Here is a 14833-nt window from a genome sequence, read left to right on the forward strand (position 1 = left end):
CAAGGAAGCAAGCTTCCACCCATGTGAAAGTGGTTCGCGCTGTCGATCCGCTTCCTCCCGCCCGTTTCAGCGGACAAGGGCGCCATGGGAAGGAAGAACCATGTCCCGCACACTGACCCCCGCAACCAGTCTCGACATTCTGCGGCGTGAGGCCAAGCGCTGGCTGAAGGCCATCCGCGCTGGCGATGACACGGCCCGCGCCCGCCTGACCGCGATCACGCCCCAGGCCCCGTCCGATCCGGGCTTGCGCGATGTGCAGTTCGCCCTGGCCCGCGAATATGGTTTGCCGGGCTGGGCCGACCTGAAACAGGCGGTGGCCGACTTGACGTTCACAAGGCAGTCGCAGGCGTCCCTCGTTGACACCATCCTGCGCGCTGCCTGGGATGGCGGCGACCGGGCGGCGGCGGCCCGCATCCTGGCACGCTGGCCCGATGTCGGTGCAGGCGATTTCCTGATGGACCTGCTGCGCGGTCGTCTGGATGCCGTGGCACGGCGGCTGACCGCTGATCCCGGTCTGGTGATCCGCAAGGCGGGTCCGCTGAACTGGGAACCGCTGCTCTATCTGGCCTACGCCCGGCTGCCCGCCGGCGCAGGGGTGGAGATGGCGCGTCTGCTGCTGGACCACGGGGCTGATCCGGACGCCCGCTTTGATGATGGTTGGGGCAATGCCTTCACGGTTTTGACCGGCTTGATCGGGCAGGGGGAGGGCGACCGGCCCCCGCATCCCGACGCCCGCACTCTGGCGGCCCTGCTGATGGAACGCGGGGCCGATCCGTTCGACGCCCAGGCCCTTTACAACACCTCCATCTGCCGGGATGAGGTGGACTGGCTGGATGTCATCTGGTCCGCCTGTGCCGCACGCGGCCTGACGGGGGCTTGGCTGGAACGGCTGGAAAAGCCGCGGATCGGGGGCCGCTTCCCGCTGCCGGTGATCGATTACCTGCTGGGCAATGCCGTGGCGTACAACCATATGCACCGGGCCGCGTGGCTGCTGGATCACGGCGCGGATGCGGCCGGCATTCATGCCTATTCGGGCCGCCCGCTTGTTGTTGAGGCCTTGATCTATGGCCACCGTGCTATGGCCGATCTGCTGCGTCGCCACGGCGCACCCGAACCCGACCTGTCGCCGGCCATGGCGTTCCAGTCGGCGGCGATGGCACTGGACCGGGAACAGGCCCGGACCTTGGCACTGGCGCATCCAGGGGTGCTGCATGACCCGGCACCGCTGCACAATGCAGCACAGCAGGGCCGGCTGGGCGTGGTTGAATTGCTGCTGGACTTGGGCATGCCGGTCGATCTGGGCGACCGGCAAGAACAGCGGGCCCTCCAGTATGCCGTGATGGGCGGCAAGTTGGAGATGGTTCGCCTGCTGGTGGCACGCGGGGCGGATATCGACCGGCCCACGGCGACGGACTATGGTGGCGGCGCCATGGGCTTTGCCGCCCATTTCCGCCGCCATGACATCGCGGCTTTCCTGGCCCCGCTCAGCCGGGAAGTGTCTGAACTGGTCTATCTGGGCATGGTGGATCGGCTGGCGGACCTGTTCACCGCGGAGCCGGATCTGGTCAACGCCCGGCATCCCAAATTCGGCATCCTGCCCCTGTTCGCCCTGCCAGACGGGGAGGAGGAAGCAGCCAGGATGGCCACCTTCCTTCTGACCCACGGTGCCGATCCCTCTACCGTCAACCAGGATGGTATCAGCGCCGAACAGGCCGCCCGCGACCGGGGCCTGATCGACGCCGCCGACCTGATCCGGGAGGCGGCGGAAGCGATCAATCCGCCACGAAATCCAGCGCCACGCCGTTGATGCAGTAGCGCTGATAGGTCGGTGGCGGCCCATCCGGGAACACATGGCCCAGGTGAGAGCCGCACTGGCTGCAATGCACCTCCACCCGCACCATGCCGTGCGACCGGTCGACGGTAGAGCCGACCGATCCCGGCAGCGGGTCGTTGAAGCTGGGCCAGCCAGTGCCGCTTTCAAACTTGTCGCCCGATTGGAACAGGGCCTGGCCGCAGCCGGCACAGCAGAATCGCCCCGGTCGCTTCTCCCGCAACAGACCGCAGGAGCCGGGCCGTTCCGTCCCATGCGCCCGCATCACCCGGTATTGATCGGGCGTCAGGATGCGGCGCCATTCCTCGTCGCTGCGGGTGATGGGAAATGTCTCTGTCATTGCACCCTCCGTTTCACACCCTTGCCATATGGATGAGCGGATAGGGTTTTCCAGCCTGATCGACGGGCGAGTGTCCGATCTCCATGAAACCCAGCGCCGCATAGAATTCCACGGCCCCCGGATTCTGCGCGTTCACATCCACGATCAACCGCCCGTTCAGCGCCACGGCATGGGTGATCAGCCGCCGGCCCACGCCATGCCGGTGCCATTCGGGATGCACGAACAGCGCCTCAATCTTCGGCCCCTCCAGCCCGATGAAGCCCTGCACCTCTCCCGTCGGCGACAGGGCCAGCCATTGCGGCTTGTGCGGCAGGTACAGCGTGGTCAGCAGATGTTCATAGAACGCGATATCCGCCGCCGCGACAAAGCCGTGCGTGGCATCCACCGCCGCCCGCCAGACGCGGTGGATGGTGACAATGTCGGCAGGGGTGGACAGGCGGATATCGGCAGGCGGCATCACGGCGGGTTCCACGGAAAAGAAAGGGCCGGTCCCTTGCCGGGACCGGCCCCATGGTGACAGAGGACAGGGGGCCGTTACCAGACCTTGCAGGCCTTGTCGCCGCGGACCATCTTGTCGGTCGGCTGGCAGTTAAAGGCCTTGGCGAATTCCGGCATGTTCGACAAGGTGCCGTTCACGCGGTATTCGGGCAGGGAATGCACGCCCGTCTGGGCCTGCAGGCGGCGGAATTCCGGCCGTTCCTGCGCACACCAGACATTGGCCCAGCCATAGAAGAAGCGCTGTTCGGCGGTCAGCCCCCCGATTTTCTTCTTCATGCCCTTTTCGCCCAACCGGCGCTTCAGCGCGTCCAGCGCCACGGGCAGGCCGCCATTATCGGCGGTGTTCTCACCCAGCGTCTGCTTGCCATTCAGGTTCACGCCCTCCACAGCCTGGAAGCCGGAATACTGGTCCACCAGACATTGCGCACGCTCGGTAAAGCGCTTGGCATCATCCTCGGTCCACCATTCGGCCAGATTGCCATCGCCCGCGAACTTCCGGCCCTGGTCGTCAAAGCCATGGATGATCTCATGCCCGATCACCCCGCCGATGGCGCCGTAATTATAGGCGTCGTCGGCGGTGAAGTCGAAGAAGGGCGGCTGCAAGATGCCGGCGGGGAAGTTGATATTGTTCTGCTGGGGGGAGTAATAGGCATTCACCGTCGGCGGCGTCATGCCCCATTCCGAACTGTCGCGCGGCTGACCGATGCGGGCCAGACGGCGGCGCTGTTCAAAGCTGTCGGCGCGGGTGACATTGCCCAGAAGGTCGCCCTTCACGATGGTCAGCGCCGAATAATCGCGCCAATTATCGGGATAGCCGATCTTGTTGGGCATATTGGCCAGCTTTTCATGCGCCTTGGCCTTGGTCTCCGGCCCCATCCATTCCAGATTGCTGATCCGGTCCTTCAGAGCGGCCTGCACATCGCCAACCATGGTCAGCATGCGCTTCTTGTGCTCCGGCCCGAACGCCTTCTCCACGAAATACTGGCCCAGATCCTCGCCAAGGGCATTGTCGGTGGCGGCCACACAGCGCTTCCAGCGCGGGCGCTGTTCCTTGGTGCCGTTCAGGGTGCGGCCATAGAAATTGAAGGCTTCCTCGCTGAACGCGGTCGGCAGCCATTGCGCATTGGTGCGCAGCACATGCCAGGTCAGATAGGTCTTGATGTCGTCCAGGCTGGCCTGGGTCAGCTTGGCGTTCATCGCCTCGAAGAATTTCGGCTGGCCGACATTCATCTCGGTAAAGGCCGGTGTGCCGATGGCCGACAGATAGGCATTCCAGTCGATGGACGGTACGGCCTTGGCGAAATCGGCAAGGGCGGTCGGGTTGTTCTGCTTCTGCGGGTCGCGGCGTTCCAGGCGCGTCATCGACGCCTCGGCCAGGGCCGTCTCAAACGCCATAACCGCGTCGGCCTTGGCCTTGGCGGCGTCCGCCGGCGTGCCGGCCAGTTCGAACATTTTGGCCACATGCGCAACATAGGCGGCGCGCTGTTCCTTGGACTTGGCGTCATCCTTGAAATAGAAGTCGCGTTCCGGCAGGCCCAGACCACCCTGGCCCGCCGCCGCGATGGTCTGCACCGCATCGCTGAATTTCTGCATGCGGCCAAAGCCGAACAGGGTATTCACGCCCTGGTCATGCAGATAGCCGACGACGGCGCCTAAGTCCTTCTTGTCCTTCATGCCGTTGATCCGGTCCAGCATGGGGGACAGCGGGGCCAGACCTTTGGCATCCACGGCCGCCTCATCCATGCAGGACGCGTAGAAATTGGCGATACGGGCCGTCTTCGGATCGGGCTTGGCCACCGCCTCGTCCAGGATCTGGCGCAGCAGGGTCAGGTTCTTGTCGGCCAGGGCATTGAAATTGCCCCAACGTGCCTGATCGTCCGGGATCGGGTTCTCACGCTTCCACACGCCACAGGCATGCAGGAAGAAATTGTCGCAAGGGGACACCGCGTCATCTAGCACCGGCAGGCCCGGTGCCGGCGGCTTGCCGGCCTTGGCCGCGGCGGGGGCGGCCTGGGCCACTTGCGTCTCGGCCAGTGCGCTGCCCGACAGCATGAACGACAATCCCAACGCCAGCAGGCTGCTGGCGCCCATCCCGATCCGTTTCATCATCTCAACCCTTGTTTTTGATCTATGTGCAGGATGCGGCCCTTTTGGGGCCTGTTGTTTATGCTTTAGAAATTATCACGGGTGCCGGCTTGGTTCCGGCATGGCTTTGTAACGTATGCGTAAATGCGTGTTGCACAATGGTTGCGCCATGAAAAAAGGGGCGGCCACACGGGCCGCCCCCTCTGTTCTGATCATGGCGGGATCACCAGACCTTACAGGCCTTGTCCCCGCGCACCATCTTGTCGGTGGGCTGGCAGTTAAAGGCCTTGGCGAATTCCGGCATGTTGGCGACGGTGCCATTCACGCGGTGGCGCGGGGCCGAATGCGGGTCGGTCTGGGCGCGCAGCCGCTCATTCTCCGGCTTGGACGACGAACACCAGACACTGGCCCAGCCATAGAACAGCTTCTGTTCTGCCGTCACACCATTGGCATCCTTCGCGGCCAGTGCTGCTTCCCCGCCCTTGCGGTTCTTCAGCGCCATCAGCGCCAGACGCAACCCGCCATTGTCGGCGGTGTTTTCACCCAGCGTCAGCTTGCCATTCTGGTTGGTGTCACCGGCCACCTGATAGGAACCATACTGGTCCACCAGGCACTGGGCCTTGGCCTCGAACTTGTGGCCGTCTTCTTCGGTCCACCAATCCTTCAGATTGCCAACCGCGTCAAAGGCGCGGCCTTCATCATCGAACCCGTGGGTCATCTCATGGCCGATCACGGCCCCGATGGCGCCATAGTTCAACCCGTCATCCGCCTTGAAGTCAAAGAACGGCGGCTGAAGGATGCCGGCGGGGAAGTTGATGTTGTTCTGGCTGGGGTCGTAATAGGCGTTCACCGTCGGCGGGGTCATGAACCATTCGTTCTTGTCCACCTTCTTACCGATCTTGGCCATCTGATAGGCGTTCTCGAACTTGGCCGACCGGAACTGGTTACCGACCAGATCATCCTTCTTGACCTCCAGCGCCGTGTAATCGCGCCAGTTTTCGGGATAGCCGATCTTCTGCGCCATCATGGACAGCTTCTCCAGGGCCTTGGCCTTGGTCTCTTCGCTCATCCAGTCCAACTGCTTGATATCCTCGGCATAGGCCGCGCGCAGATCGTCCAGCATGACCAGCATGCGGGCCTTATGCTCGGGGCCAAAGGCGGCTTCGACGAAATGCTTGCCCAGATCTTCGCCCAGGGCGCTATCAGCCGCCGTGGTGCAGCGCTTCCAGCGCGGGCGGTTCTCGGCGGCACCCGACAGGGTCTTGCCATAGAAGCCGAAATTCTCATCCACGAAGCCCTTGGACAGCCAGGGCGCCGTGGCGCGCAGCGACTGCCAGGCGAGGTAGGTCTTGATATCGTCCAGGCTGGTTTCGGCCAGGGCCTTGTCCAGGTTCGTGAAGAATCCCGGATCATTGACATTCATGTCGGTAAAGGCGGGCGCGCCCACGTCACGGACATAGGCCGCGAAATCCACAGCCTTTGCGCTGCCGGTGAAGGCGTCGAAGCTGGTGGGATTGTTCAGCTTGGCGGTATCGCGGCGGTCCACCTTGCCCATGGTGCCGGTGGCCAGCTTGGTCTCAAACGCCATGACGGCGGCGGCCTTCTTGTCCGCCATATCGGCCCCATCGCCGGCCAGCACGAAAATGGCGGCCACATGCTTCACATAGGCGTCGCGCAGCTTGGTGGAGCGCTCGTCATCCTTGAAGTAATAGTCGCGGTCGGGCAGGCCCAGGCCACCCTGGTCAAAGGCGGCGATGGTGTCTTCGGCCTTGGCAAAGCTCTGCTGTGCACCAAAGCCGAACAGGGCATTGACGCCGGCATTGTGCAGCGTGGCGATCAGGGCGCCCAAGGCTGCCTTGTCCTTGACGGCGGCGATCTGGTCCAGCAGCGGCTTCACCGGGGCCACACCGGCGGCATCGGCGGCGGCCTCATCCATGCACGCGGCATAGAAGGCGCCGATCTTGGCGGTGCCTGCCTCATTGCCCTTGGCAGCCTTTTCCAGAATGTCATGCAGCAGGTTCTGGTTGCGCTGCTGAAGCTCATCAAAGGTGCCCCAGCGCGACCGGTCGGCGGGGATCGGGTTGGCCTTGATCCACGGCCCGCAGGCATGGAGGAAGAAATCATCGCAGGGGCTGACCTCTTTATCGAGGACCAGCTTCAATTTGGCGGCCTCTGCCGCCTCCTTCGCCTGCTGATTGCTTTTCAAGGTGTAATAGCTGCCGGCACCGATGGCCGCGACGGCCAACAGCGATACGGTCAGGAACAAGCCTTTGCTTGCCATGTGGGGTCCCCCGTCTATTCGACGATATGTGTTGAGCTGCCGCCTTGTCGGGCGGTCTGTTTATGCGGGCGACCCTAGCACCGCGTCCGACCCATCGCGAAGGTCGGCATGTAACGGGATTGTTACAGCGGCCAGAACGTCGCCGCCGGGCAACAGCAACAGGTTGGCCCGCAGCAGATCGGCAACAGGTCCGCCTGTGCGGCGATGCGCCGGCAGGGTTTGCAACCGCGATTGCTGCATCTTCTCGGCCTCCAGTTCCGCTGCTTTTACCTGTGCGCGCAGCGACTCCGTGCCGGCATCGGGGGCGGGCAGGGGACCGGTTTTCAACCGCCGACGCACGGCCCGCAACGGCCAGACAACCTCTTCCCGCCAGGGCCTTGTGGCCGCCTCAGCCTCTGCCACTTCTGCGGCCGTCAGGTCATGGCCCTGGCTGGCCAACCACACAGCCCAGAGCAGCAGATTGACATCCGCCCCGTGCCTGTCCTGTGCCGTCAGGCAGGCGTCGGCCACGCCGGGCGCGGCGTAGAGCGACAGGGAGAAGGACCAGAGATCGGAAACGCTCACGCATCCCCCACATAAATCCCCAAACCCCGCGCCGTCTTCACCAGCGTCCCGTTGATATCCACCGCCGCATAGGTGGCGATGGCATCCTCGATGGGGATATCGATGACCCGGCGGTTGGACCAGGCGATCAGGCGGTCGCTCTTGCCCTCGGCCAGCAGATCGACGGCGGCGACGCCAAAGGCCGATGCCAGCACCCGGTCATTATGGCCCGGCGGGCAGCCGCGCTGCACATGGCCCAGCACCGTGACGCGGGTTTCGGCCCCGGTCGCCTCGGCAATCAGATGGCCGATATAGTTACCGATGCCGCCATAGCGTTTCTGCCCGTCGGTGAATTCCTGCTGGGCCTTCACGCCCTCCATGGTCCGCACGGCTTCCGACACCACGACCAGGGCGAAGTTGCGCCCGCCCGCCTGCACGCGCCGGATCTTGTCGGCCACGCCTGCCACTGACCAGGCCAGTTCTGGCAGCAGGATGACATCGGCCCCGCCGGCAATGCCTGCCGACAGGGCGATATGCCCGGCATCGCGGCCCATCACCTCCAGCACCATGACGCGGGCATGGCTGGCGGCGGTCGGCTGCAACCGGTCCAGGGCCTCGGTCGCCACCGCCACCGCCGTGTCGAACCCGACCGACATTTCGGTGATGCCAAGGTCATTGTCGATGGTCTTGGGGATACCGATCAGCTTGATGCCGCCGATATGGGCAAGGCGGCGCAAGATGGCCATGGACCCGTCACCGCCGATCCCGATCAGGCTATCCACACCCAGTTCGCGCAAGCCCCCGATGATCTCATGGCTGCGGTCTTTCTTGGACCCGTCGGCCATGGGATAGGCGAAGGGGTCGCCCTTGTTGGTGGTGCCCAGGATGGTGCCGCCCTGGCGCATCATGGCACCATCGACCCGGTTCACATCCAGGTTCACATAACGGACGGGACGGGCCAGCAGGCCCTGGGTCCCGTCCTCAATCCCCACCACGTCCCAACCATAATGGGCGGCGCGATGGACGGCGGCGCGGATGACGGCGTTCAGGCCGGCACAGTCGCCGCCGCTGGTCAGGATACCGATACGCTTGGCTGCGGTCATTGTTTCCCCCTGGGCTTTGCCGTCAGGGTGCCAGGATTGATGCCCGATATTCAATACCGCAGCGCAGGTAGGGCGTCTTACCCGGCATTGCCGGCTGCCGCCGCCTCCAGCCCGGCGATGTCGAACTTCACCATCTTTAACATGGCCTGTGCCACGCGCTGGCTCTGCGCCGGGTCGCCCTGCATCAATTCGCCCAGGCGCTTGGGTACAATCTGCCAGGAAAGGCCCCAGCGGTCGCGCAGCCAACCGCACTGCTCCACCGCACCGCCTGCCGACAGCGCATCCCACAGTCGGTCGATCTCGGCCTGATCGTCGCATTCCACGATGATGGAAAAGCTGTGATTGAACGGCTCCTGGGGTCCCGCCTCGATCGCCATGTAGTCCTGCCCGCCCAGCGTGAAGCCGGCCAGACGGACCGATCCGGCGGGGCCGGACGGGTTGTCGGCCGGCAGCGGGCTGATCCAGGCAAGCGACGAGTTGGGGATGGTGCTGGTATAAAACCGCACCGCGGCTTCCATATCCTTTGCAAACCAAAGATGCTGCTTCACGCTGGTCATGATGTCCTCCGTTCCTGGGGTGATGGCCATAGGACGGGGCAGGGAGCGTCATCCCGACATCTCTGTTGAAAAAAAAAGGCGCCCCGTTTTCAGGGGCGCCCAAGGTGCAGCCGTTTCACGTCGATGGGGATCGAGGGTCAAGCGGCTGGGCCGAACCACATGCTCTCAAGTTTTCCGTCGGGCGTGACCAGCACCCACCAGTCGCGGACACCCTTTTCATAGGTGGCGCGATAGACATCCATGCCGCCCTCATCCACGCGCCGGAATTCCAGACCCTTCAAATCACCCAGCGGCAGCATCTCCTTCTGGATCTTGGGCAGGACGGCGATCACGCCATCGGCCCGGTCGGCGATGATGCTGTCGCGGTCGATCTTGCCGGCCTTGATCTGGGCGATATGGGCGCGCAGGGCGGCCTCGCTGCCGGGCAGGGGCTTGTTCTGATTGACCCGCTCCGCCAGTGCCGTTTCCAGGGCCTTGCCGGTGGCATCATCCATGCGCGGTGCCGGCAGTTCGTGGCCATTCTGGTGTAAAACCACACCCGTCACCTTGCCCGCCGCATCCATCTGGAAGCTGCCCTGCATGGGCATGTCCTTGGAGAAGAACTTGGTTGGGCTTTCGGGCAGGAATTCCATCGGGTTCTGCCCGATGACATTGGCCATGAAGCGGGTGCCATCGCGATAGACCTTGATGGGCCGGGCCTTGGCGAAGGGCATCTCGTAATAGCCTACGAACTTGTCGTAGGCCGCCGGGTCCATGGCGATGGCCTTGCGCGGCTTCTGCTGTTCGGCCATGCGCTCCGCCACCATCGGATCGACCTTGTCCATGCCATTGGTGCCGGCGGTGGCCACGGCGGCAGGCGCCAGCAGCGCCAGGATCAGGGCCCAGCGCCGGGCATTCATGCGCAGCGGCAGGGCGCCACCTTGCAGGATACGGTCAACACGGGCGGCAACGGTGGCGGGTCGGGCCATGGCCAGACCGGCGGGCAGGCGGCTGGCTTTGCTGGCCATCTCCACCAGGATTTCTGCGTAATTCAAGCGATCCTCCATCTGTATCAGAGCGTCGGTATCGCTGTTGGCCTCGGCAAGCTCAGCGAGATGATTATTGAGCCACCATGCCGCCGGGCTGAACCAGAAGACGGCCCGGTGAAAGGTGGCGAGAAGCAGCGTGTAGTAATCACCCCGTTCAACATGCGAGGTTTCGTGCGCCAGGACGGCCCGGCGTTTGGCATCCGTCCATCGGCCATGGTCGGGCGGCAACAGGATAGTCCCGGCGATGGTCAGCGGTACGGTAATCCGGTCGGATACCCGCACATCGCGGCCCCCCGTCCAGGCGGCGGACAGCTTCATCGCCCCATTGCGCAGCCGCAGACTGACCAGCATCCCCGCCGCCAGACGCAGCAGCATGGCAACCGTCACGGTCAGGTAGAGCGTAAATCCCAGTGTCCGCCAGTCCACCCAGGCCAACCGGTCGATCTCCACGGGCACTGCGTCGGCTGCTGCCGCCGGCGCTGTCCCCAGCAGCACCGTGGCAGGCCGCAGCCACAGCCGGATCCCATCCATCGGCACCATCAGCGTGTCTGCCGGGGCCACCCGCATCAGGACCGGCATCACCAGGGAGAAGCCCAGGACCCCGACCCAGACGGCCATCTGCGTGAATGGGTTGGTGACCCGTAGCAGCCGCAGGACGCCCCAGGCCAGCCCCATCAGCACAGCCGACCGTAAGGCGGCCTCCAGCAGCAAGGACAGCATCACGCCCCCTTCTTCCGCGCTTTTTCGATTTTCTCGGCAAGCGCTTGCAGTTGTTCAGGCGACAGCATGTCGGTCTCGACCATGCCGACCACGACATCCTCCGCCGATCCGCCACAGAACCAGTCGACAATGCGTTTCACGGCGCGTGCCGCGACGCGGTCGCGTCCCTCGGCGGCGCGATAGATGAAGGTCCGGCCCTCCACGTCATGGGTGAGATATCCCTTCTCCTCCAGACGTTTCAGGACGGTGCGAACCGTGGACTCCTTCAACGGGCGGCTGAGCATCTCTCGCACCGCATCGGCATTGACGGGCCCGCGCCGCCAGACAAGGTCCATGATCTCTCTTTCAAGATCGCCCAGGTCCGACGGATTGTGATCTTGTGTAGCGCTATCGTTCATAGTGCTACGGTCTGTAGCATTACAGATGGTCGCGCGCAAGGGCCGTAATCCGTCTATCTTGATTTTATGGGTTCAATCCTTGCTGAACCGTTTCAGCAGCGTCGGCGACAGACAGCCGGCGGGGCTTGGGCGCAGCAGCACCAGGGGGGCGCCGGCGCGGTACAGTGCCGCCACAAAGCCTGGCTTGTGGGACACAACGGTGACGGTATGCGCGCCCACATCGACCAGCGAGCCGCCGGCCTTGATGGCTATATCCATGTTCGACCGCGGATCGCCAATCAGCACCAATTGCCGCCCCGGCTCCAGCGCGAGGGTCAGCAGGCCCAGGACGGCGACCCAGGCTGCGGGAAGTAATATGGCGATGCCGGCCCAGACTGCCGGTTGTCGCCTGTCAGTAATCATAAAAATGCTCGACCGCCGCGCCTTCCGCCTGCAACTGCCGGAATAGCGGGCCCAGATCGCTGACAGCCATGTCCAGGCCGATACGTTTCATGGTCGGTCGGGCCGCGATGGGGATTGTGAAAATGACGGTTCCCGGCAGCTTCGCGTCGGGATAGTCGCCGGGCACGATCAGGGTTGCCAGGCCCTTGTCATTACCCGCGATCTCCACCGCATCGCCACCCGCCAGTGCGATCTGACGCATGATGTCGGTCAGGGGCCGGTACCGCGCGGTGCGGATCAGCAGTTCGCCGTCGCCCAGATCTCTCTCCAGCGTCGTTTCCGGCGGCAGGTCGCCCGACGGAAAGCGGATGATCGACAAGGTGGTGCGTGGCACCTCGCCCCCTGCGGCGGCGGCGGCCCCGATCATGCGGGCATAGGCCGCCTTGGCTCTCAGTTCCAGGCCGACACCGATTCGTCGTTCCCAACTGCGGAAGGGGGAGGGCGGCGCATCGGTGGGCAGGGCTGACAGCTTCTCCGCCCAGGCGTTGAAATCATACATGTACCAGGGCTTCAGGTAGAGGAAGTCGACATAATCGGCGGTCATGGCCGCCGACAGCCGGTCCTGTCCGGTCTTTTCCGGCCCGCGTATCCATTCCGACAGGGCGCCCAGCGTATTCTCGTAGGCGGCCTTGGCCCCCATTTCCAGCGCGAAGCTGTGGCCGATCGTGTAGAGCATGGCCTTCACCTCGAAGGTCGCTTCACCCCTGGCGCTGCTGAACCGGTTCAGGTGGCACAGCGTTGACCAGTAGGTGGAGACGCTGCGCCCATAGGCGAAGTTGCTCTCATCACCGACGGCCAGCGTATGGGCGAAATCCTCATAGGCGTGGACAATGTACCATTCCGGGTAGGACAGGTAGGTGTCCAGCGCCGGTCGCACCTCGGCACCATAGCCAAGGGTCGCCAGCCTTGACGGGGCGGCGGAAGCCGGCACTCTGTCTGCCCGGCAGGCCTTTTCCACGTAAAGGATAGGCCCGCCGATAGCCAGTGCCAGCCCGCCCAACAGGGTGCCGGCGGCGGCAAGTGCATATTTCCAGCGTCTGCGCATTACGCCACCTGCCGGCGCCAGCCCAGGAACAGGGCGATGGAACCCAGCGCGATATGCGGCAGGTTGGCGAGGAACTTGAACAGGAGCGGCATGTCCTGCGGCCCCAGCGTGAAGATGGCGACGTCGAGATACCCGACGCCGACGATCAGGCCCAACAGCCCGTCGCTGAGATAGAGCGCGCCGAAGGTCCGCATGTAGAACCGCGCCGACCGTGCATTCAGGGCCGACAGTCCCGCCCATAGGGCCGATGCGCCGTGCAGCGCGTCGTCATAGATATCCAGTGCGAAAATGCCGAAGGTTCGCCCCTCCGCATCGGTCAGGCCGGGGATATAGTTCAGGCTGGTGACAATGCCAAGGATCACGAAATAGGCGATACAGCCGATCCGGTTCAATTCCATGCTGCGTGCATCCCTGCGTCAGGTGGCGGCGAGATAATGGTCCCACAGGCGGTTGCGGAACAGCAGGCCGGGATCATGCTGCCGCTTCAGGGCCAGGAAGCGATCCAGGCCGGGATAGGCCCTGTGCATCTGCTCCGCCGTGGCGTGCAGCCGGTAGGGCAGGTAGTAGCAGCCGCCGATGGCCAGGACCTCGTCGATCAGGGCGCGGGTCATCCTGGCCATGGCGGCATCCCCGTCCGCGTCGCGCGTTTGGGAGAACAGCATGACGGCGGCCACCCGTTCATCAGGTGCATAGGCCAGCAAGCTGCGCCGGTCCGGAGCCAGATAGCGCAGCGTGACATTCAGCAGGTCCTGACCGGAGCCTGGAATATGCCGACGGCAGGCGGCCATGAAATCGGCGAACCGCGCCGGTGGCACGAAATATTCATGCAGGATGTCCGTGCGCCCCTGTCCTGCTGGCCCCAGGCTGGAAACCGGCTCGTTCAGCAGCGTATTGCGCGTGTCGGTGCCGGGCTTGAAACGGCGTTCGATGGTCCAGCGCTGCCGCTTCCAGAAATCGGAGCCGATCTGCGCACGGAAGACATGACGGGAAACATTGCTGATGAACCCGCCCACCGTTGCCGCTGGCGGGGTGCCTGCCCCCGGCTTGCGGCCATAGGTGACCAGCAGCGCCTCCCGAAGGAAGTTCTCCCGCGACAGTGACAGGCGCCCATAGGCCATGTCCACCTTGCCACCGCTGCGGGCGGCGGCCTGCAGCGCCGCGCCGAACTGTTCGGCTGGCATGACTTGCGCCTGTGCTTCCAGCAGGGTGTTCTCCGCCGCGTCCAGTTCCAGATCCAGAACGATGCCCAGCAGCCCATAGCCGCCGATGGCGGCCTGGAACAGCTCGGCATTTTCTGTCGGTGAACAGGTGATGATCTCTCCATCGGCCAGCATCAGGCGGAAGGACCGGACGCTGTCGCCGAATGGCCCGTGCGGGATGGGCCAGCCATGGGCATTGACGCACAGGGTGCTGCCCACCGCGAAATCATCATTGGACTGCATGATCAGCGGCGACAGGCCCACCGGGTCCAGGGCTGCCACCACCTGATCCCACCGCGCACCGGCGCCGGTGTGATAGCGGTTGCCGGCGCGGTCGATTTCCAGATCGGGGATGTTCAGCTGGATGGCGTGACCATCCTTGGGGATGGATTGCCCGCCCATGGAATGGCGGGCACCCGCGATGGCCACCGGCCGCCTTGCCGCCTTGGCGTCTTTCAATTCGCGGCGCAGCCGGTCAATCAGGATATCCCTGTCCGGCGGCTTGGTGATCCAATGCGAGAAGACCGGCGTCTGGTTCATGTGGCTGGCATCATCGACCAGCGTCTCCGCTGCCGTCGCGGTCTGGGCCAGCGTGGGCAGCACCATGGCGGTCGCAGCCGCCCCTGCCATCACCTCGCGGCGGTTGAGAAGCAAAGCCTGTGATTGCGCCAAGATCGCCCTCATGATCGGCAATGACCCAACCATGAGGACGCAATATCATGTCGATTTCAATTGAAATCCGCAGTGCCCTTAACCACGCCTGC

At 64.2% G+C, this 14833-nt stretch carries 14 protein-coding genes; 1 reads left to right on the top strand and 13 read right to left on the bottom strand.

What is annotated here, in order from left to right; all coding sequences use genetic code 11:
* Positions 1-100: 100 nt before the first annotated feature.
* Complete coding sequence (locus tag C0V82_RS02370) at positions 101-1807, top strand: ankyrin repeat domain-containing protein (RefSeq protein ID WP_158659692.1); 1707 nt, start codon at positions 101-103, stop codon at positions 1805-1807.
* Here the strand turns inward: C0V82_RS02370 and msrB are convergent.
* From msrB to C0V82_RS02435, 13 genes are all read right to left on the bottom strand, one after another.
* Positions 1773-2171, bottom strand: coding sequence for a peptide-methionine (R)-S-oxide reductase MsrB (gene msrB, locus C0V82_RS02375; protein WP_054169691.1), 399 nt, complete (start codon positions 2169-2171; stop codon positions 1773-1775). The two genes, C0V82_RS02370 and msrB, sit on opposite strands and share 35 nt — an antisense overlap.
* A 13-nt stretch (positions 2172-2184) precedes the next feature.
* Entirely contained in the window at positions 2185-2628 is a 444-nt protein-coding gene (locus tag C0V82_RS02380; protein WP_102110966.1) for a GNAT family N-acetyltransferase, read from the bottom strand.
* A 77-nt stretch (positions 2629-2705) separates the two neighbouring features.
* Complete coding sequence (locus C0V82_RS02385; protein ID WP_102110967.1) at positions 2706-4778, bottom strand: M13 family metallopeptidase; 2073 nt, start codon at positions 4776-4778, stop codon at positions 2706-2708.
* A gap of 199 nt (positions 4779-4977) precedes the next feature.
* A complete protein-coding gene (locus C0V82_RS02390; RefSeq protein WP_102110968.1) occupies positions 4978-7035 on the bottom strand; it encodes a M13 family metallopeptidase in 2058 nt (685 codons plus the stop codon).
* Between the two features lie 60 nt (positions 7036-7095).
* Positions 7096-7599 (bottom strand): TIGR02444 family protein, encoded by a 504-nt coding sequence (locus tag C0V82_RS02395; RefSeq protein ID WP_102110969.1) that lies wholly within the window; start codon positions 7597-7599, stop codon positions 7096-7098.
* Positions 7596-8681, bottom strand: coding sequence for an ATP-dependent 6-phosphofructokinase (locus tag C0V82_RS02400; protein ID WP_102110970.1), 1086 nt, complete (start codon positions 8679-8681; stop codon positions 7596-7598). The genes C0V82_RS02395 and C0V82_RS02400 overlap by 4 nt, the downstream gene beginning before the upstream one ends.
* Before the next feature lie 77 nt (positions 8682-8758).
* A complete protein-coding gene (locus tag C0V82_RS02405) occupies positions 8759-9238 on the bottom strand; it encodes a VOC family protein (protein ID WP_102113176.1) in 480 nt (159 codons plus the stop codon).
* Between the two features lie 137 nt (positions 9239-9375).
* A complete protein-coding gene (locus C0V82_RS02410; RefSeq protein WP_102110971.1) occupies positions 9376-10986 on the bottom strand; it encodes a M56 family metallopeptidase in 1611 nt (536 codons plus the stop codon).
* Positions 10986-11384, bottom strand: a complete 399-nt coding sequence (locus tag C0V82_RS02415) for a BlaI/MecI/CopY family transcriptional regulator (RefSeq protein WP_102110972.1) — start codon at positions 11382-11384, stop codon at positions 10986-10988. The genes C0V82_RS02410 and C0V82_RS02415 overlap by 1 nt, the downstream gene beginning before the upstream one ends.
* 72 nt (positions 11385-11456) lie before the next feature.
* Positions 11457-11786, bottom strand: a complete 330-nt coding sequence (locus C0V82_RS02420; protein ID WP_102110973.1) for a hypothetical protein — start codon at positions 11784-11786, stop codon at positions 11457-11459.
* Positions 11776-12870, bottom strand: a complete 1095-nt coding sequence (locus C0V82_RS02425) for a hypothetical protein (RefSeq protein ID WP_102110974.1) — start codon at positions 12868-12870, stop codon at positions 11776-11778. Before C0V82_RS02425 ends, C0V82_RS02420 begins: the two co-directional genes overlap by 11 nt.
* On the bottom strand, positions 12870-13268 hold the full coding sequence (locus C0V82_RS02430; RefSeq protein ID WP_102110975.1) for a DUF4383 domain-containing protein: 399 nt from the start codon (positions 13266-13268) through the stop codon (positions 12870-12872). The genes C0V82_RS02425 and C0V82_RS02430 overlap by 1 nt, the downstream gene beginning before the upstream one ends.
* An 18-nt stretch (positions 13269-13286) precedes the next feature.
* Complete coding sequence (locus C0V82_RS02435; RefSeq protein WP_199772456.1) at positions 13287-14753, bottom strand: FAD-binding oxidoreductase; 1467 nt, start codon at positions 14751-14753, stop codon at positions 13287-13289.
* Between the last annotated feature and the right edge of the window lie 80 nt (positions 14754-14833).

The organism is Niveispirillum cyanobacteriorum, from assembly GCF_002868735.1.
GTDB lineage: Bacteria > Pseudomonadota > Alphaproteobacteria > Azospirillales > Azospirillaceae > Niveispirillum > Niveispirillum cyanobacteriorum.